12 protein-coding genes and 1 pseudogene are annotated in these 19,274 nt (G+C 60.1%); 7 read left to right on the top strand and 6 right to left on the bottom strand.

Annotated features, from left to right (window positions below):
* Positions 1-165: 165 nt before the first annotated feature.
* From IAI51_RS13085 to glnA, 3 genes are all read right to left on the bottom strand, one after another.
* Positions 166-789 (bottom strand): DUF4124 domain-containing protein, encoded by a 624-nt coding sequence (locus IAI51_RS13085; protein ID WP_187678867.1) that lies wholly within the window; start codon positions 787-789, stop codon positions 166-168.
* Positions 786-1,298 carry a DUF4124 domain-containing protein gene (locus IAI51_RS13080; protein ID WP_187678866.1) on the bottom strand — a complete coding sequence of 171 codons (513 nt, stop codon included), beginning with the start codon at positions 1,296-1,298 and terminating at the stop codon, positions 786-788. Before IAI51_RS13080 ends, IAI51_RS13085 begins: the two co-directional genes overlap by 4 nt.
* Positions 1,299-1,508: 210 nt before the next feature.
* Entirely contained in the window at positions 1,509-2,915 is a 1,407-nt protein-coding gene (glnA, locus tag IAI51_RS13075) for a glutamate--ammonia ligase (protein ID WP_150604017.1), read from the bottom strand.
* A 327-nt stretch (positions 2,916-3,242) separates the two neighbouring features.
* On the opposite strand from glnA, the gene thiI reads away from it, so the two are divergent.
* Together thiI and typA are read left to right on the top strand one after the other, a co-directional pair.
* Positions 3,243-4,697 (top strand): tRNA uracil 4-sulfurtransferase ThiI, encoded by a 1,455-nt coding sequence (gene thiI / locus IAI51_RS13070; RefSeq protein WP_187678865.1) that lies wholly within the window; start codon positions 3,243-3,245, stop codon positions 4,695-4,697.
* A gap of 139 nt (positions 4,698-4,836) precedes the next feature.
* Positions 4,837-6,657, top strand: coding sequence for a translational GTPase TypA (gene typA, locus IAI51_RS13065; RefSeq protein WP_187678864.1), 1,821 nt, complete (start codon positions 4,837-4,839; stop codon positions 6,655-6,657).
* 188 nt (positions 6,658-6,845) lie between these two features.
* Here the strand turns inward: typA and IAI51_RS13060 are convergent, their stop codons facing one another.
* On the bottom strand, positions 6,846-7,283 hold the full coding sequence (locus IAI51_RS13060) for a YkgJ family cysteine cluster protein (RefSeq protein ID WP_064117051.1): 438 nt from the start codon (positions 7,281-7,283) through the stop codon (positions 6,846-6,848).
* 260 nt (positions 7,284-7,543) lie between these two features.
* Between IAI51_RS13060 and IAI51_RS13055 the strand changes: the two genes are divergently transcribed.
* The 5 genes from IAI51_RS13055 to IAI51_RS13035 all read left to right on the top strand — a co-directional run bounded on the left by IAI51_RS13055 (position 7,544) and on the right by IAI51_RS13035 (position 17,060).
* The gene (locus IAI51_RS13055) at positions 7,544-9,994 is read left to right on the top strand and encodes a glycogen/starch/alpha-glucan phosphorylase (protein ID WP_187678863.1); all 2,451 of its coding nucleotides are present in this window, start codon (positions 7,544-7,546) and stop codon (positions 9,992-9,994) included.
* Between the two features lie 166 nt (positions 9,995-10,160).
* Positions 10,161-13,751: a DUF2339 domain-containing protein gene (locus IAI51_RS13050; protein ID WP_187678862.1), complete on the top strand. Its 3,591-nt coding sequence runs from the start codon at positions 10,161-10,163 to the stop codon at positions 13,749-13,751.
* A complete protein-coding gene (locus tag IAI51_RS13045) occupies positions 13,748-15,112 on the top strand; it encodes a DUF3999 domain-containing protein (protein WP_187678861.1) in 1,365 nt (454 codons plus the stop codon). Before IAI51_RS13050 ends, IAI51_RS13045 begins: the two co-directional genes overlap by 4 nt.
* 331 nt (positions 15,113-15,443) lie before the next feature.
* Complete coding sequence (locus tag IAI51_RS13040) at positions 15,444-16,454, top strand: class 1 fructose-bisphosphatase (RefSeq protein ID WP_187678860.1); 1,011 nt, start codon at positions 15,444-15,446, stop codon at positions 16,452-16,454.
* 3 nt (positions 16,455-16,457) lie between these two features.
* A complete protein-coding gene (locus tag IAI51_RS13035) occupies positions 16,458-17,060 on the top strand; it encodes a DUF924 family protein (RefSeq protein ID WP_187678859.1) in 603 nt (200 codons plus the stop codon).
* Positions 17,061-17,167: 107 nt separating this feature from the next.
* Here IAI51_RS13035 and IAI51_RS28250 read toward each other — a convergent pair whose 3' ends face one another.
* Together IAI51_RS28250 and IAI51_RS28245 are read right to left on the bottom strand one after the other, a co-directional pair.
* Positions 17,168-17,932, bottom strand: a complete 765-nt coding sequence (locus IAI51_RS28250) for a methyl-accepting chemotaxis protein (protein ID WP_410458004.1) — start codon at positions 17,930-17,932, stop codon at positions 17,168-17,170.
* Between the two features lie 93 nt (positions 17,933-18,025).
* Positions 18,026-19,048 (bottom strand): annotated as a pseudogene (locus tag IAI51_RS28245) (cache domain-containing protein); the annotation flags it as partial.
* Between the last annotated feature and the right edge of the window lie 226 nt (positions 19,049-19,274).

The following is a 19,274-nucleotide window of genomic DNA, read 5'->3' as shown; positions in this document are numbered from 1 at the left end:
CAAACCAAGGCTCCGAAAAGAAGCGCTCAACCCATGAAACAGGCGTTTGACGCTCGTTTGCGTGGCAGTTCGCCAGCGCTTGCGGGTACTTTCGAACCAAAATGGGTTGGAATGTGTGAAGAGTGCAGCTTGTTGCACCAATATAGTGCGCAAAGCTGATAGGCGTTAGAAGAAACGCAGGAAAGGGTTTTTCGGCTCTTCAGGTTTGTCTTTCAGCGGGCATTCCGGGCGGACGCCGTAATCGTCCTTTGTGCAGGGTTTGACCTGGCGCTTCTGCGCCAGCGAGATGCGCAGCATGTGGAAGGGCTGATTAGCAGTGCGTTCGACGGTGCGGCCCTGCGCATCGAGAATCTTGACCGATAGGCTATGGCTACCGCGGTCGATATTGCTCAGCGGGAACACCGGGCTCAGGCCGGGCTTGCCGGTGGCCTTGCCGTCCAGCAACAGGCGATAGCGATGGCCCGCTTGCAAGCCGGGTTCGCTGGTCACGCTGACGATCACTTCGCCAGCGCTGCTGCGAATGGTTGCGTCAGGCTCGGGCACCAGAACACGGAGCATGTCGTAGTGGAACAGTGGTTGCTCCGAAGATTTTTTCGCCGTGGTGATCGGCGCGGCGCCGGTTGGATTGGCCGACATTCGGTTGCTGGTTGCCAGCGGCACTCGCTTGGCGTTACCGCGCGGCTGGTCGGTGTAGACGCGATTGCCCTGCGCATCGACGTAAGTGAACACCTCTGCCGAGGCTTGCAGCGCCGTCAGTGCCAACACGGCGACCAGCCATTCACTGATCATGGCTTGTGCACCCGCTGCACGGTAAAGACCACTGGCGGACTTTGCTGAATGATCATCTGACCATCGATCACCTGCACGGCGAGTCGATGATCACCTCGGTCGACGTTAACCAGTTGCAGGATCGGCACGTTGCTCGGCTGGCCGTAGGGTTGATCGTCGAGCAGCAGTCTTAATTGATGCGGCGGTTGCAGGCGCGGCTTGATCAGCACATTGACCGTGAACGTGCCGTTGTTCGCGCGCAGGGCTTCCTCGGTGGGCAGGCCGGCGAGCTCGAGGATGGCGTAGGCATTACGCGGCTGCTCCCGGTTGGCGGAGGTGGGCGCGGCGGGTGCGCCTGGTGACTGAGGCTCGACCGTGTTGAGCGGCGGCAACTCCACCGACTGCGCGTTTACGCCGTCCGGCGAGTGATCGCTGTACACCGTGTTGCCGTTGGCGTCGGTGTACTTGTAGATCTGCGCGGCGGCGGGCAGGGCGATCAGCAGCAGGATGTAGAGAAAGGTGCGACCCATGAACTCGACCGGGGAAGAAAACGATGGGTTGCAGCATAGGTCAGGTGCGGCAGTTGTCCCAACTCAGGACGCATTTTGCCAAGCATTACTGAAACCTTTCATACGCCTCAGTTCCCACAGTACTCATCGTCCGCCATAAAGCCGAGCAATAAAAAAGGCCTCCCGAAGGAGGCCTCTTTTTGTCACGCCGCTTAGCGCGGCGCTACCGGATCAGCAGCTGTAGTACAGCTCATATTCCAGTGGGTGTACGAAGGTGCGGACCTTGATTTCTTCTTCGGATTTCAGCGCGATGTAAGCGTCGATGAAATCGTCGGAGAACACGCCGCCCTTGGTCAGGAACGCACGGCCCTTGTCCAGCTCTTCCAGGGCTTCTTTCAGGCTGCCGCAAACTTGTGGGATCTCTTTCGCCTCTTCAGGCGGCAGGTCGTACAGGTTTTTGTCAGCGGCATCGCCTGGGTGGATCTTGTTCTGGATACCGTCCAGGCCGGCCATCAGCAGTGCTGCGAAAGCCAGGTACGGGTTGGCAGCCGGATCCGGGAAACGCGCTTCGATACGACGGCCTTTAGGGCTGTTGACGTAAGGAATACGGATCGAGGCGGAACGGTTACGAGCCGAGTAGGCCAGCATGACCGGAGCTTCGAAGCCTGGCACCAGACGCTTGTACGAGTTGGTAGCCGGGTTGGTGAAGCCGTTCAGGGCCTTACCGTGCTTGATGATGCCGCCGATGAAGTACAGAGCGGTTTCGGACAGGCCGGCATAGCCTTCGCCAGCGAAGGTGTTCTTGCCATCTTTGGAGATGGACATGTGTACGTGCATACCCGAACCGTTGTCGCCGTACAGCGGCTTCGGCATGAAGGTAGCGGTGCGGCCGTAAGCGTCGGCAACGTTGTGTACAACGTATTTCAGAGTCTGAACTTCGTCAGCTTTCTTCACCAGGGTGTTGAACTTGACACCGATTTCGTTCTGACCGGCAGTCGCCACTTCGTGGTGGTGAACTTCAACGGTCTGGCCCATTTCTTCCAGTGCGTTGCACATGGCAGTACGGATTTCGTGGTCGTGGTCGAACGGCGGAACCGGGAAGTAGCCACCTTTGACGCCTGGACGGTGACCCTTGTTACCACCTTCGATGTCCTGGTCGGACATCCACGAACCTTGTTCGGAGTAGATTTTGAACATCGAGCCGGAGATATCCGACTTGAACTTCACTTCGTCGAAGATGAAGAATTCTGGTTCTGGACCGGCGAAGACGGTGTCACCGATACCGGTGGTCTTCAGGTATTCCTCGGCGCGGTGAGCGATGGCGCGCGGGTCGCGATCGTAACCTTGCATGGTCGACGGTTCGATGATGTCGCAGACCAGGATCAGGGTCGCGTCTTCGGTGAACGGGTCGAGAACGGCAGTTTCGTCGTCCGGCAGCAGGATCATGTCGGAGGCTTCGATGCCTTTCCAGCCAGCGATGGAGGAACCGTCGAACATCTTGCCGACTTCGAAGAAGTCGTCTTCCAGCGCATCGCGAGCCGGCATGGTCACGTGGTGCTGAGTGCCTTTGGTGTCCGTGAAGCGCAGATCAATCCACTTGACGTCATGATCTTTGATGAGTTGAACCGACTTCGACATAGTGTCCTCCGGGTGAATTAGGGCTGGTAGTGGATGCCCTTAATAGTGGTGATGCCGGCGCGAATACTCTGCCAAGGCAACCTGCCTCACAAGGGAGCAAATTGCATGCCAGTGCCCCAGCATGGGTTTTTTGCCCCAAATTCACGCTTATAAACGTGCAAAGCGCCCTGATGATGAAAATCTCGCCCTCTAATGTAGCGTCTTAATCCATAAATGACCCGTTTTGGTGCGCGCAAAACCTTCTGCACATTAACTGGTTAAACCTTGAGCAATTTCCGCTATAATCCGCGCCCCCCTTTTTCGGCTGGCCCTGCGCGCGCTGTTTTCATGAAACTAATCGTAAAAGTCTTCCCCGAGATCACCATCAAAAGCCGACCTGTCCGGACGAAATTCATCCGCCAGTTGGCCAAGAACATCCGCGCCGTGCTCCGCGATCTGGACCCGGCTGTGGTGGTGAACGGTGTGTGGGACAACCTCGAGCTGGAAACCCGCGTTACCGACCCCAAAGCCTTGAAAGAGATGGGGGAGCGCCTGACCTGCATGCCGGGCATCGCGCACTTTTTGCAGATCGACGAGTACCCGCTGGGTGACTTCGACGACATTACCGAGAAGTGCAAACAGCACTACGGCGATGCGCTGGCGGGGAAGGTTTTCTCGGTGCGCTGCAAACGTGCAGGCAAGCACACGTTCAGCTCGATGGACGTCGAAAAATACGTCGGCAGCAAGCTGCGCCGTGAGTGCGGTGCCGCCGGCATCGACCTGAAAGCACCGCAAATTAAAGTTCGCATGGAAATTCGCGACAAACGGTTGTTTGTCATCCACAGCCAGCACAACGGCATCGGCGGCTACCCGCTCGGCGCGTTGGAGCAGACGCTGGTATTGATGTCCGGCGGCTTTGATTCGACCGTTGCGGCCTACCAGATCATGCGCCGCGGCCTGATGGCGCACTTCTGCTTCTTCAATCTCGGCGGACGTGCACACGAATTGGGCGTGATGGAAGTCGCGCATTTCATCTGGAAGAAGTACGGCAGCTCGCAACGCGTGCTATTTGTCAGTGTTCCGTTTGAAGAAGTGTTGAGCGAAATTCTCGGTAAAGTCGATAACAGTCATATGGGCGTCGTATTGAAGCGTATGATGTTGCGCGCGTCCTCAGCGATCGCCGACCGCCTGCATATCGATGCGCTGGTCACCGGCGAAGCGATCTCCCAGGTTTCGAGCCAGACGCTGCCGAACCTGTCGGTGATCGATTGCGTGACCGATAAACTGGTCCTGCGCCCGCTGATCGTCGCCCACAAGCAGGACATCATCGACACGGCCAACGAGATCGGCACCGCCGATTTCGCCCGGCACATGCCGGAATACTGCGGCGTCATCTCGGTCAATCCGAAGACCGCCGCCAAGCGTGGCCGCGTTGAGCACGAAGAGAAAGAATTCGACATGGCGGTGCTCGAGCGTGCGCTCGCCAACGCCAAACTGGTCGCGATCGATCGAGTCATCGACGAATTGGGCCAGGATTTGCAGATTGAAGAAGTCGGCGAAGCACTGGCCGGTCAGATCGTCATCGACATCCGTCACCAGGATGCCGCTGAAGACGAACCGCTGGAGCTTGCCGGCATAGAGGTACAGACGATGCCGTTCTATGCAGTGAACGCACGTTTCAAGGAACTGGACCCTACTCGCCAGTACCTGCTGTATTGCGACAAAGGCGTGATGAGTCGCCTGCATGCCCACCATTTGCTCAGTGAGGGGCATGCCAATGTGCGCGTTTATCGACCGAGCTAAGTGCCCGGGGCTGTTTGCCTGTGGCCTGCGTCACCGGCCCCCCGACACCGCCGTCAAGCTGTAACGGCCATGCCGGACACTACTGCTAATCGCTGCCAAGACTTGTCAGCAAACCGAATCCTCTGATCGAGATACACAAGTGATCGAAAATCTACGCAACATCGCCATCATTGCCCACGTTGACCATGGTAAGACCACCCTGGTAGACAAACTCTTGCGTCAATCCGGCACTCTGGAGCGCAACGAGCTCAACGACGAGCGCGTGATGGACTCCAACGACCAGGAAAAAGAGCGCGGTATTACCATTCTGGCGAAGAACACCGCCATCAACTGGAACGGCTACCACATCAACATCGTGGACACCCCGGGCCACGCCGACTTCGGCGGCGAAGTTGAACGCGTAATGTCGATGGTTGACTCCGTTCTGCTGCTGGTTGACGCTCAAGACGGCCCTATGCCGCAAACCCGTTTCGTGACCAAGAAGGCTTTCGAAGCCGGCCTGCGTCCGATCGTGGTCATCAACAAGGTTGACCGTCCAGGCGCGCGTCCGGACTGGGTTCTGGATCAGATCTTCGACCTGTTCGACAACCTCGGTGCTACCGAAGAACAACTGGACTTCCAGGTTGTTTACGCCTCGGCCCTGAACGGCATTGCCGGTCTGGATCACACCGACATGGCTGAAGACATGACCCCGCTGTACCAAGCGGTTGTCGATCACGTTCCGGCTCCTAAAGTCGACCGTGAAGGTCCGTTCCAGATGCAAATCTCGGCACTGGACTACAACAGCTTCCTGGGTGTTATCGGCGTTGGCCGTATCGCTCGTGGTAGCGTCAAGCCGAACACCCCGGTTGTTGCTATCGGTGCCGACGGCAAGAAGCGTAACGGTCGTATCCTGAAGCTGATGGGTCACCACGGTCTGCACCGTATCGACGTTGAAGAAGCTTTCGCAGGCGACATCGTTTGCGTCAGCGGTATGGACTCGCTGTTCATCTCCGACACTCTGTGCCACCCGGACACTGTCGAGGCGATGAAGCCTCTGACCGTTGACGAGCCAACCGTTTCCATGACCTTCCAGGTAAACGACTCGCCATTCTGCGGTAAAGAAGGCAAGTTCGTGACGTCCCGTAACATCAAGGACCGTCTGGACAAAGAGCTGCTGTACAACGTTGCCCTGAAAGTTGAAGAAGGCGACACCGCTGACAAGTTCAAGGTTTCCGGCCGTGGTGAGTTGCACCTCTCGGTACTGATCGAAACCATGCGTCGCGAAGGCTTCGAACTGGCCCTGGGCCGTCCGGAAGTGATCATTCGTGAAGTGAACGGCGTCAAGCAAGAACCGTTCGAAAACGTGACCATCGACATCCCTGAAGATTCGCAGGGCAAGGTCATGGAAGAGATGGGTCTGCGTAAAGGCGACCTGACCAACATGGTTCCGGATGGTAAGGGCCGTGTTCGTCTGGAATACAACATCCCTGCTCGCGGTCTGATCGGTTTCCGTAACCAGTTCCTGACCCTGACCAACGGTGCTGGCATCCTGACCTCGATCTTCGATCGCTACGACACCGTCAAGTCGGGCCACATGTCCGGCCGTCAGAACGGCGTTCTGGTTTCGGTTGAAACCGGTAAGGCTCTGACCTACTCGCTGGAAACCCTGCAGGCGCGTGGCAAGCTGTTCGTTGAACACGGTCAGGAGATCTACACCGGTCAAATCGTCGGCCAGAACAGCCGCGACAACGACCTGGGTATCAACCCAACCAAAGGCAAGAAGCTCGACAACATGCGTGCTTCGGGTAAAGACGAAACCATCGCTCTGGTTCCACCAGTGAAGTTCACTCTGGAACAGGCTCTGGAATACATCCAGGAAGACGAGCTGTGCGAAGTTACTCCTAAGTCCATCCGTCTTCGCAAGAAGATCCTGGACGAAAGCGAGCGTACCCGCGCTGCCAAGAAAGCCAAGATCTAAGTAATTAGTTCAGGCTGAATGAAAACGCCCCCGGTCGAGAGACCGGGGGCGTTTTTGTTTGTCTGGGGTTTGATGATCTCGTTCCTACGCTCTGCGTGGGAATGCCTCAACGGACGCTCCGCGTTCGGCTTTTTGGGACGCAGAGCGTCCCGGGCTGCGTCCCACGCGAAGCGTGGGAACGATCAGCATCAGAACTTCTCGATCGCCCGGAAATTCTGCACCCGCTCGACTTCCTTCGGCTTGTAAGCGCAGTATCCCGGGCGCGGGCCGATTTTCGGGTGGTTGCGGCAAGTGTCGGGGCGCTTGTCATAAATGGTGCACAGGCGGCTCTTACGATCCAGGTAGTAGCAATCGTTGTTGCTCATGCGCTGGAGGGTGAAGATGCCCGACTTCTGATTGAAGCGCTCGACCAGCCCTTCCTTTTGCAGGCGCTTGGCGATGTTCTTCGGCGGATCGCCCAGCTCGAATTCATCGACCACGCCGATGCGCACCAGATCCTTGATCTTCACCTCGACCGGCAGCGTGCAGCAGCTGGAGATACAAGAGCCGCACATCGGGGCCGAATATTTGGCCCACGTATCGAGACGATCGATCTCGGCGGCGGCAATCAGGTTGGGCTTCATCATCGGGAGTTACCAGGCGTGTGTGCATCAGGGCGCGCGATCATACCGGGACTGGTGGATTTTTGAACAACCTTTCGCCAGATTTTTTCTGCGTGCGGCCAATCGGCTGGACAAATCGGCACGGCCCCTGCATTCATTGGGGCAGATGCCAAGCGTTTGCCGGGCTATCTCACAGTCCCGGGAAAAACTGCCGAACCAGAGCCGTTACCGTCGGTCAGACCGTCTAGGCTCAGACAATTCCCCGCTCGCCCGAGGTCCTATCGATGACTCAAGAACCACTAGTTCGCGAAGCAGAGGTGGCCGCATTTCGCGACGCCGTCCTGACCAAACTCACCTACGCGGTGGGCAAAGACCCTGATCACGCCTTCGACCATGACTGGTTCGAAGCCATTGCCCTGGCAGCGCGAGATCACATGGTCGAGCACTGGATGGACCACACCCGGCAGATCTACCGCAAAGGTCAGAAGCGGGTGTATTACCTCTCGCTGGAGTTTCTCATCGGCCGGCTGCTCTACGACAGCCTGAGCAACCTCGGCCTGCTCGACGTCGCCCGTGAAGCCCTGACCGAGCTCGGTGTCGATCTGGAGCGCATCCGTCTGCTGGAGCCTGACGCGGCGCTCGGCAACGGTGGCCTCGGACGACTGGCGGCATGCTTCATGGAAAGCATGTCGACCCTCGGCATCGCCGGCCACGGTTACGGCATTCGTTACGAGCACGGCTTGTTCCGGCAGGCCATCGTCGATGGCTGGCAACAGGAGCAGACCGAACACTGGCTGGATTTTGGCAACCCGTGGGAGTTCGAACGGCCGGAAGTCGTTTACTCCATCGGCTTCGGTGGCAGCGTTGAAACCGTCACCGATGCCAGCGGCAAAACCAAACAAGTCTGGTCTCCCGCCGAAACCGTCCGCGCGATTGCCTACGACACGCCGGTAGTCGGCTGGCGCGGGGCGAGCGTCAACACCCTGCGCCTTTGGCGTGCGCGGGCCATGGAAGATTTGCACCTTGAGCGCTTCAACGCCGGTGACCACCTCGGGGCCGTTGCCGAAGTGGCCCGCGCCGAAAGTATCTCGCGTGTGCTTTACCCGGCGGACAGCACCGAGGCCGGGCAAGAGTTGCGCCTGCGTCAGGAATACTTCTTTGTCGCCGCGTCGTTGCAGGATTTGCTGCGTCGCCACCGCAACATGCACACCTCGGTGTTGACCTTGGGCGATCATGCCGCGATCCAGCTCAACGACACCCACCCCTCGATTGCCGTCGCCGAACTGATGCGCCAATTGGTCGACGTCTACGACGTGGCCTGGGATGCGGCGTGGCAAGTCACCGTCGACACGCTGTCGTACACCAACCACACGCTGCTGCCGGAAGCGCTGGAAACCTGGCCGGTAGGTTTGATGGAGCGCATGCTGCCACGGCACATGCAGATCATTTACTTGATCAACGCCCAGCACATCGACTCGCTGCGGGCCAAGGGCATCCACGATTTCGACGTGCTGCGCGCGGTGTCACTGATTGAGGAGGACAACGGTCGCCGGGTGCGCATGGGTAACCTCGCATTCCTTGGTTCGCACAGCGTCAACGGCGTGTCCGGATTGCACACGCAACTGATGCGCAGCACGGTGTTCTCCGAGTTGCACAAGCTGTATCCGGAGCGGATCAACAACAAAACCAACGGCATCACTTTCCGCCGCTGGTTGTATCAGGCCAACGCCGAGCTGACCTCTATGCTGGTCGACGCCCTCGGCCCGGACTTGCTCGACAACCCTGAAGAGCGCCTGCTCGATCTCGAACCGTTTGCCGAGAAACCCGCGTTCCGAAAAGCCTTCGCCGAGCAACGCCTGCACAGCAAGAAGGCCTTGGCCTATCTGATTCACGAGCGGCTGGGGATCGCAGTCAACCCGGCGGCGATGTTCGACGTCCAAGTCAAACGGATCCACGAATACAAACGCCAGTTGCTCAACTTGCTGCACACCGTGGCGCTGTATCAGGCGATTCGCGCCGAGCCGGAAGTGGACTGGGTGCCGCGCGTGAAGATCTTCGCCGGTAAAGCGGCGGCCAGTTATCACCAGGCCAAACTGATCATCAAGCTGACCAACGACATCGCCCGGGTGGTGAACAACGACCCGACCGTGCGTGGCTTGCTGAAAGTGGTGTTCCTGCCCAACTACAACGTCAGCCTGGCGGAGAGCATTATTCCGGCGGCGGATTTGTCCGAGCAGATTTCCACCGCCGGTTTCGAGGCCTCGGGCACCAGTAACATGAAGTTCGGCCTCAACGGTGCGCTGACCATCGGCACCCTCGACGGCGCCAACGTGGAAATGTGCGAGCGCATCGGTGCCGAGCACATGTTTATCTTCGGCCTCAGTGCCCAGCAGGTTGAAGCGCGTAAACAGAACCACGAGTTCAGCGCGGCGCCGGACATCGCTGCGTCCCATCGCCTCAACGACGTGCTGCAAGCGATCCGCAGTGGCGTGTTCTCGCCGGATGACACTTCGCGCTACACCGGGTTGATCGATTCGCTGGTGGACTACGACCGCTTCCTGGTCTGCGCCGACTTCGACTCCTACTGGGAAGCACAGAAGCGCGTCGAAGAGCATTGGCACGACAGCAACAACTGGTGGCGTTCGGCGGTGCTCAACACTTCGCGAATGGGCTGGTTCTCCTCTGACCGGACGATTCGCGAGTACGCCACGGATATCTGGAAAGCGCTGGAGTAACTTTCCGCTCGGCTCGATATACTGGCGCCCCGGAAAAGATCGCAGCCTTCGGCAGCTCCTACACAGGTTATGTGAACCCCTGTAGGCGCTGCCGAAGGCTGCGATCTTTTTCGATCAGGCTGCGCTAATCTTCCCGGATTGGCCTTCGCGCTTAGGGATATCGACCATGCAATGGATGTTCATGTTGATCGGGCTGGTGCTCGGCTGGCTGCTCGACGAGTCGTTCAGCTCGGCGCTGTTGGGCGCGCTGCTGGGGCTGGTGATCGGGCAAGCGCTGCGCATCGCGCGGCTTGGCTCGCAGGCTGCGCATCAGCAGCATCAACTTGAGCAGGCGAAGGTTGCCTTGCAGGGCATTGAACAGCGCCTGTTCCTGCTCGAAGGCGCACCGGTTCGTGCTGCGCCTCCACCGAGTGTGGCACCGGTCAGCGAGCCATTGGCCGAACCTGTCAAAGTCGTCGAAGAGGCCCCGGCCCCCGAACTGGTCTGGGAACTGCCGGCCGATCTGGAACCACTGTCCGCCGTCGCTCGCGAAACCAGCCAACCGTTGCCGGACGATGTCTGGCGTCTGGACGCCGTCACGCCCGAACCTGAAACACAACAACCCGCCGAACCCCGTGGCCCGAACCTCATCGAGCGCGGAATCAGCGCCGCGCGCAACTGGCTGTTCGGCGGCAACACGGTGCTGCGGGTCGGTGTGGTGCTGTTGTTCTTCGGTCTGGCATTCCTGCTGCGCTACGCCACTGAAGGCATGGTCGTACCGATCGAATTGCGTTACGCCGGGGTCGCGGCTGCGGCGCTGGGCTTGCTGGCGTTGGGCTGGTGGCTGCGGCACCGCAACAACAGCTATGCGTTGATGCTGCAAGGCACTGGCATCGCGGTGTTGTACCTGACGGTGTTTGCAGCGATGCGTCTGCATCCGTTGCTGGATCCGTCCGCCGCACTGGGCTTGCTGGTAGCGGTGACGGTGTTCTCGGCGATCCTGGCGATTACCCAAGACTCTCTGGCGCTGGCGTGTGTCGCCGCGCTGGGCGGGTTTGCCGCACCAATCCTGACGTCCACCGGCGCCGGCAACCATGTCGCGCTGTTCAGTTATTTCGCTTTGCTTAACGCCGGCATTCTCACCATCGCCTGGTTCAAGGCCTGGCGGCTGCTCAACCTGATCGGCTTCGTCGGCACCTTCGGTATCGGCTTCGCCTGGGGGCTGCGTTCGTACGCGCCGGAACTTCTGTGGAGCACCGAGCCGTTCCTGATTCTGTTCTTCCTGATGTATCTCGCCATCGGCCTGCTGTTTGCCCGGCGAAAACTGCTGGATATGCCCGATGCCCCGGCGGATGACGATCGTGAAGCGCTGCTGAAATGGTCGGCGCGCAAGGGCGATTATGTCGACGGCACGATGCTGTTTGGCCCGCCGATTATCGGCTTCGGTTTGCAGTTCGCGTTGGTCCAGCATCTGGAATTTGCCGCCGCGTTCAGCGCCCTCGCGCTGGGCATGATCTACATGGGCCTGGCCAAGGTGTTGATGGGCGGGCGCGCCGTGTTGCTGGGCGAAACCTGTCTGGCGCTGGGGGTGATTTTCGCCAGTCTGGCGATTCCGCTGGGTCTCGATGCGCGCTGGACTTCGGCAGCCTGGGCCGTCGAAGGTGCGGGGATTTTCTGGCTCGGTTTGCGTCAGCATCGACCGTTTGCCCGGGCCTTTGCCTTGCTCCTGCAATTGGGTTCGGCGCTGGCGTTCATCAGTCAATTGAATGTCGGCGAAAGCAGCCTGCTCGACGGTGCTCCGCTGGGCGCGCTGATGCTCGGCATGGCGTTGCTGTTCAGTTTCTACCAACTGCGTCAGGCCTCGCCGGAACACGTGTCGCCGTGGGAGCGTCAGGCCTTGCCGGTTTTGGCGTGTCTGGGCCTGACCTTCCTTTATCTGCTGGCGCCGTTGTTCTTCTTCGTCCAAGGCACCGCGATCAGTTGGGCGCTGGCGGGTCTGGCGACGTTGTTTGTCGGCCTGCGCCTGCAATCGCGGACCTTCCTGTTTACCGCGTTTGCCGTGCAACTGCTGGGTGGCGCGTTGTTCCTGCTGCGGCTGCAAGGTGCGGGCGAGGATTCGGCGGCGGTGTTCAGCGCCGGTTGGAGCGGTTTACTTAGCGCATCCTTGATCGGTCTCGCATTGGTCGCCGGCATGCTGCTGGCCGCTCGCGACGAGATGGTGCGCGGCGATGTGCGCCTGTTGCGCGGCTTGTCGGTGGTGCTGCTGGCCGGTCTGGTGCTGATCAATCTGGCGGTGTTGTTTGTCCTGCCTTGGCAGACCGCGAGCGCGGTGTGGGCGGCCAGTGGTTTGCTGATCATCTGGTTGAGCCTGTACCTCAAGCAGCGCGTGAGTTTTGTCTTCGGTTTGCTGTTGCAGGTGATCGGCGGTGCGGCGTTCTTGCTGGCCGGTCCCGAGTTGCTTGGGCCGCTGTCTGGTGAGGGTTTGAAACCGTTGGCACATGGCGGATTCTGGACGCCGCTGGTGCTGGGTCTGGCCGCCATGATCGGTGCGTGGCGCCTGCAACTGGGCAATCACGCCTCGGCGTTCGATGCGCTGAGTTTGGAGCGCTTATCCGAGGTGTTGCTGGTGTGGGGCGCCGGTTGGTGGGTGCTGGCGTGGGTCAGTGAGGTGCTGCGTTTTGCCCCGGTGAATCTGCAAGGCACTCTGCTGTTGCTGGTTGCGGCGCTGAGCGTGGCGTTGTGGACGCTGCTGTCGCTGCGCTTGAAATGGCCGGCGCTGGGCCTGCTCTGCACGCTGCTGATTCCGGCGACCGGGCTGGTGCTGCTTGCGGCCTGGCACTCGCGTTATCACCCGGCGGCGGACTTCGGCTGGCTGGCGTGGGCGTTGGTGTTCGCAGTGCATTTCTTCAGTCTGCGGCGTTTGGCGCCGATGCTGCCGGCGCGGGCCTTGAGCACTGCGCATGTGCTCGGCTGCTGGCTGCTGATCGGCGTGTTGGCGCTGGAGTTGCGCTACGGCTTGCTGCTGTTGTCCGAGCAATACAACGCCTGGCGTTGGCTGGGCTGGGCGATTCTGCCGAGCCTGTATCTGTTGCTGGCAGCCGCACCGCGCAACTGGCCGTGGCCGGTCGCGGCGTTTGCCCGCGAGTACCGCTTGTACGCCGCCGCGCCGCTGGCGGTGTTGATGCTCGGCTGGTTCTGGCTGGCCAACGGCGTCAGCGATGGCAATGCCGAACCGCTGCCGTATGTGCCGCTGCTCAACCCGTTGGAACTGGGCCTGTTGTTCGCATTATTCGGGGTTTACGTGTGGTCGCGCAGTGCAGTGTCGCAGCTGTCGATCCGCCAGGACTACGCCGATTACGCCACACAACTGGTCGCCGGGGTGTCGCTGTTCGCCTTCTGCACCGCGTTGGTGACCCGCGCCGCGCACCACTGGGCGGGGATTCCCTTTGAGCTTGATCAACTGCTCGCTTCCATGCTGGTGCAGGCCGGGTTGTCCATCGTCTGGACGTTGATGGCGCTGGGGCTGATGATTGGCGGGCATCTGCGCCATCGTCGCGAGGTCTGGCTGATCGGCGCGGCGCTGATTGCGCTGGTGGTGGCCAAACTGATTTTTGTCGAATTGAGCAACCGTGGCGGCCTCGCCCGGATCGTCTCGTTTATCGGCGTTGGCGTGTTGTTGCTGGTGGTCGGCTACTTCGCGCCGCTGCCACCCAAACGTGCTGAAGCTGAGCCGGCGGCGAACAAACCGGCCCCGGACACCGAAGGAGTTTCATCTTGAGTCGCATGCGTAATCTGGGGTGGTTGGCGTTGGGCGTGGTGATGGCTGCCGGCGCCCAGGAAAAACCGGCGGACTTCGCCACGCAGGTGCCGCTGACGGTCACGGGCGATGGCCCGTGGTATCGCCTCGAACTGCCGCTGAGCGTGCAATTGCAGGCGCGCCAGACCGATCTCGGCGATCTGCGCGTCTTCAACGCTGCCGGCGAAGCTCAGGCCTATGCCTTGGCCCGCGAATCGGCGCAAACCCGCGACGACGGCCAGTTGCACGACGTGAAGTGGTTCCCGCTGTACAACGCCGCCGACGCCACTGAGCGCGCGCCGAATGTGCGCGTGCAATCGACCACCACTGGCACGCTGGTGGAAGTGCAACCGTCCAGCCAATTGGAGGCCGGTGAAGAAGTGCTGCGCGGCTGGCTGCTCGATGCCAGCGCGATCAAGGCGCCGTTGCAGCAACTGATCCTCGACTGGACCAGCGAGCGCGACGGCTTTCAGCGTTTCAGCATCGAGGCCAGCGACGATTTGCAGCGCTGGCAGCCGTGGGGCGAAGGGCAGGTCGCGCGCCTGACCTTCTCCGATGAGCGCATCGAACAGCACGAAGTGACGTTGCCAGGGCATTCGGCGCGTTATTTGCGCTTGCTGTGGGATTCGCCGAGTTCGGCGCCGATCCTCACCTCGGCGCAACTGAAAAGCAGCGATCCGCGCAACCTGCCGCTGCCGTTGGTCTGGTCGCAGGCATTGGCCGGCAGCAGCACCAAGGCCGGGGAATACACCTGGCAGTTGCCGATGGGGCTGAATGTCGAGCGGGTTCAGGTTGAGTTGAAACAACCGAACAGTCTGGCGCCGGTGGCGTTGGCCGGTCGGCGTGAGAGCAGCCTGCCTTGGCAGACGCTGAGCAGTGGCTTGCTCTATCGCCTGACGCAGAATGGTCAGGACGTGGTGCAGAACGAATTGCAACTGTACGGGCAGACCGTGCAGCAGTTGAAGCTGACGGTGGATGAGCGCGGTGGTGGTTTGGGCGAGCAGGCGCCGAGTTTGAAATATGCGGTGCGGGGCACGCAGGTGATTTTCCTTGCGCGTGGGGCAGGGCCTTACAGTCTGGCGCTGGGCAGTCCAAGTGTGAAAACCGCTAACTTGCCGTTGTCGACGCTGATCCCGGATTTCAAACCGGAGAAACTGGCGACGTTGGGTAAGGCGACGGTTCAGGGGGAAGCAATAATCACGCAGACCTCAACCGCCACTACGGCGGCCGTGGCCGAAACCAATTGGAAGAAGATCGGTTTGTGGGCGGTGTTGCTGCTGAGTGTGGTTTTTCTCGGGACGATGGCGTTCAGTCTGCTGCGTAAGCCTCCCGCTAATTCCTGAAAAAGGCGGGTGCTGCGCACCCGATCGCGAGCAGGCTCACTCCTACAGGGATCGCATTCCATCTGAAGAAATGCGCTCCCTGTAGGAGTGAGCCTGCTCGCGATCGCGGTCTACCAGCCAGCAAAAATCTTCGAACTGTTGCCGTCAGCCAAGCACCACCCGTCTCGAACCGGTCTACGCTAAACCCCGTACCTGAACTCTCCCGACCCAATCACGTCTGATGCAAGCAATTGCGCCCCAACGCACGTTACCGGGCGTCTTCGCTCGCTACGTTTTCAGACTCCCTGTAAACTGCGCGGGTTTTTAGCCCCCCATTCCACCGGAGCCGTCCATGTCCCGCGTTACCTTGAGTCGCTATTTGATTGAGCAGACCCGCAGCAACAACACTCCTGCCGATCTGCGCTTCCTGATCGAAGTGGTGGCGCGTGCCTGCAAGGAGATCAGCCACGCCGTGTCCAAAGGCGCCCTGGGTGGTGTTCTGGGCAGCATGGGCACTGAAAACGTACAAGGCGAAGTGCAGAAGAAGCTCGACGTGATCTCCAACGAGATCCTGCTCGAAGCCAACGAATGGGGCGGTCACCTGGCCGGCATGGCGTCCGAAGAAATGGACAATGCCTACCAGATCCCGGGCAAATACCCGAAAGGCGCGTACCTGCTGGTATTCGACCCACTGGACGGTTCGTCGAACATCGACATCAACGCCCCGGTCGGCACTATCTTCTCCGTGCTGCGTTGCCCGAACGAATACCTGAGCCAGAACGAAGCGCTGAATGAAAAAGCCTTCCTCCAGCCAGGCACCGAGCAGGTCGCTGCCGGTTACGCGATCTACGGCCCGCAGACCATGCTGGTACTGACCCTGGGCGACGGCGTCAAAGGCTTCACCCTGGACCGCGAAATGGGCAGCTTCGTGCTGACCCACGAAGACATCACCATTCCTGAGTCCACCCAGGAATTCGCCATCAACATGTCCAACCAGCGTCACTGGGAAGCCCCTGTGCAGCGCTACGTTGACGAGCTGCTGGCTGGCGAAGAAGGTCCGCTGAAAAAGAACTACAACATGCGTTGGGTCGCGGCGATGGTTGCCGACGTTCACCGCATCCTGACCCGTGGTGGCCTGTTCATGTACCCACGCGACAGCCGCGAGCCGTCGAAGCCGGGCAAACTGCGTCTGATGTACGAAGCCAACCCGATGTCGTTCCTGGTGGAACAGGCGGGCGGCGCGTCCACCGACGGTCACCAGCGTATCCTCGACATTCAGCCAGAAGGTCTGCACCAGCGTGTTGCGGTATTCCTCGGCTCGAAAGAAGAAGTCGCCCGCGCCACGGCCTACCACAAGGCTTAAGCCATGAACGCGCCCTGGCAGCCGTTGCTCGATTGGTGGTTCGGTCAAGCCGAATCACCGGACGAAGTGGCGGCTGACAAGGGCAAGTTGTGGTTCGGCAAGCGTGACAGCCAAGACCTCGAAGCGCGAACGCGTTTCGGGGTCTTTGTCGATCAGGCCCTGGCCGGCGAATTGACCGAGTGGACGCAATGTCCCGAAGGTTGGCTGGCGGTGGTGCTACTGCTCGATCAATTACCGCGAATGATCTTTCGCGACTCTCCCAAAGCATTCTCCGGTGATCTGCGTGCGCAGAAGCTCGTCGCGCAAGGCATTGCTGCGGATTTCGACCGGCAGTTGAAGCCGATTCAGCGGGTATTCATCTACCTCGTCTTCGAACACTGCGAAAACCTCGCGGTGCAGAACGAAGCGGTTTCGCGGTTTATCGATCTGGTCGCTGAGCAGCCGCAAGCGCAGCGCGCGGTGTTTGCCGACAATCTGGATTATGCCGAGCGGCATCAGAAAGTGATTGCGCGGTTTGGACGGTTTCCGCATCGCAATGCGGTGTTGGGGCGCGAGTCTACGGCTGAGGAGTTGGAGTTTCTGTCTGGGCCGGGGTCACGGTTCTAAAACTTCATCGCGACTGAATCCCTCTTCGCGAGCAGGCTCGCTCCCACAGTTGAAATGCATTCCAATGTGGGAGCGGGCTTGCCCGCGAAGAGGCCTGTGGCAGCGCCTTAAATCCTGAAACTACCCACCAACTGCTTCAACCGCGCCGCCTGCTGCTCAAGGTCCGAGCACGCCCGCAACGTCGCCTGCAAGTTCTCCACGCCTTCCTGATTCAGCGTGTTGATCTCGTTGATATCAACGTTGATCGACTCGACCACAGCAGTCTGTTCTTCGGTGGCGGTGGCTACCGACTGGTTCATCCCGTCGATCTCGCCGATGCGCTGGGTCACGCTGCCCAGACGTTCACCGGCCTGGTTGGCGATGCCGACGCTGCTTTCGCTCTCACGCTGGCTCTCGGTCATGATGCTGACCGCCTGACGTGCGCCGACTTGCAGTTCTTCGATCATCTTCTGCACTTGCTGCGCCGAATCCTGCGTGCGGTGCGCCAGATTTCGCACTTCGTCAGCGACCACGGCGAAACCACGGCCAGCCTCACCGGCACGGGCCGCTTCAATCGCGGCGTTCAGCGCGAGCAGGTTGGTTTGCTGGGAGATGCTGGTGATCACTTCCAGAATCTGGCCGATGTTCACTGTGTTGCTGTTCAGGGTTTCGATGTTGCCGCAGGAGTCGCTGATCTTCGCCGAGAGCTGCTGCATCGCGTGGATGGTTTTATCCACAACCTGTTGGCCCTCGACCGCGAGGCTGCGCGCATCACTGGAGTGCTGGGAGGCGAGGGCGGCGTTCTGGGCGATTTCCTGGGCGGCGGCGCCGAGTTGGTTGATCGCCGCGGCAACGCTGTTGGTGCGGCTCGATTGCTGATCGGAGTTGTACATCGACGAGTTCGACGCGGCGACCACGCGCAGGGCGACTTCGTTGACCTGGCCGGTGGCCGAGGCCACTTCGCGGATCGAGGTGTGGATGCGTTCGACGAAGCGGTTGAACGATGTGCCCAGCGCGCCGAACTCGTCGTTACCGTGGATCACCAGACGCTTGGTCAAGTCGCCTTCACCTTCGGCGATGTCATGCATGGCTCGGCCCATGGTCAGCAGCGGTTGCATCAGCACGCGGATCAGCATGCCGAGCAGGGCGATGATGATCACCACGGCAATGACCATGGCGATCAGCGCCGAGGTGCGGAATTCGCTGAGCATCGAAAACGCGGTGTCTTTATCCAGCACCAGCGCCACATACCAGTCGGCCGATGGCACGCCGTTGACGTGGGTGAAGGAGATCAACTGAGTCTTGCCGTCGAACTCGACTTCCTTCAGGCCCGGGCTGACTTTTGGCGCACCGTTTGGATAGGCCTCGGCGAGGGTCTTGAGCACCAGTTTGCTGTCCGGGTGGATCAGGATTTTGCCGTCGGCACTGACGATGAACGCATGGCCGTGGCCGCCGAAGTTCAGCGAGTTGATGATCGCGCTGACGCTGGTCAGGTCGATGTCGGCACCGGCGACGCCGAGCATCTGGCCCTGACGCTGTACCGGGGTGGCCACGGTGATCACCAGTTTGCCCGAGGAGGCGGCGATGTACGGTTCGGTGACGATGGTTTGCTGGGCGCTGTTGGCCGCTTTGTACCAGCCACGGGCACGCGGGTCGTAATCCGGCGCGCGGTTGCCGGCGGGCACGGAGAACATCACGCCGTCGGCACCGCCAAAGTAGCTGAGCTGGAAATTGCCGGTGTAGGCGGGCAGGTCAATGATGCGTTTCAGGCTGGCAGGCGCATTGCCGTCGACGGCCACCTGCTGTGATAGCGATTGCAGCAATTGAATGCGGCTTTCCAGCCAGGTCTGGATGTTGCTGGTGGTCAGGCTGCCAAGTTCCTGCATGGTGGACTCGGTGCTGCTGCTCAGGGCTTCGCGTTGTCGATAGTCATTGAAAAAGATGAAACAGGCGAACGCAACGGCCACCACGAGGGCGGCAGCCAACAAGATTTTGTGGCTGAATTTCATATTTCTGGTCATCGAATGAACTACCGCGAAGGTGCTGGTCAAGAAAGGGCGGCAATTTGCCACACTCGGGGGCTTTGCGCTGCTCTTATTTCGACCGCCGCGCGCCAAAGATTAGGCTGCTTTGGTGAAATACGACGAAATGCTCAATAGCCCTACAAAGTGTCTGATTTAAAGGCAAAAGCCAGACGGGCGGGCTAATAAATAGCCGTCCGCCCACGGAACCAGA

This window comes from Pseudomonas sp. N40(2020), assembly GCF_014472415.1.
Taxonomy (GTDB): domain Bacteria; phylum Pseudomonadota; class Gammaproteobacteria; order Pseudomonadales; family Pseudomonadaceae; genus Aquipseudomonas.
Note: the sequence above shows the minus strand (reverse complement) of the source record. Positions and strands in the feature narration are given on the sequence as shown.

Bases quoted from the DNA above. Each gene is read 5' to 3' on its own strand.
- glnA (WP_150604017.1), bottom strand. From the start codon at position 2,915: ATGTCGAAGTCGGTTCAACTCATCAAAGATCATGACGTCAAGTGGATT.
- IAI51_RS13035 (WP_187678859.1), top strand. From the start codon at position 16,458: ATGAACGCGCCCTGGCAGCCGTTGCTCGATTGGTGGTTCGGTCAAGCC.
- thiI (WP_187678865.1), top strand. From the start codon at position 3,243: ATGAAACTAATCGTAAAAGTCTTCCCCGAGATCACCATCAAAAGCCGA.
- IAI51_RS13060 (WP_064117051.1), bottom strand. From the start codon at position 7,283: ATGATGAAGCCCAACCTGATTGCCGCCGCCGAGATCGATCGTCTCGAT.
- IAI51_RS13085 (WP_187678867.1), bottom strand. From the start codon at position 789: ATGATCAGTGAATGGCTGGTCGCCGTGTTGGCACTGACGGCGCTGCAA.
- IAI51_RS28250 (WP_410458004.1), bottom strand. From the start codon at position 17,932: ATGTACAACTCCGATCAGCAATCGAGCCGCACCAACAGCGTTGCCGCG.
- IAI51_RS13040 (WP_187678860.1), top strand. From the start codon at position 15,444: ATGTCCCGCGTTACCTTGAGTCGCTATTTGATTGAGCAGACCCGCAGC.
- IAI51_RS13050 (WP_187678862.1), top strand. From the start codon at position 10,161: ATGCAATGGATGTTCATGTTGATCGGGCTGGTGCTCGGCTGGCTGCTC.
- IAI51_RS13055 (WP_187678863.1), top strand. From the start codon at position 7,544: ATGACTCAAGAACCACTAGTTCGCGAAGCAGAGGTGGCCGCATTTCGC.
- IAI51_RS13080 (WP_187678866.1), bottom strand. From the start codon at position 1,298: ATGGGTCGCACCTTTCTCTACATCCTGCTGCTGATCGCCCTGCCCGCC.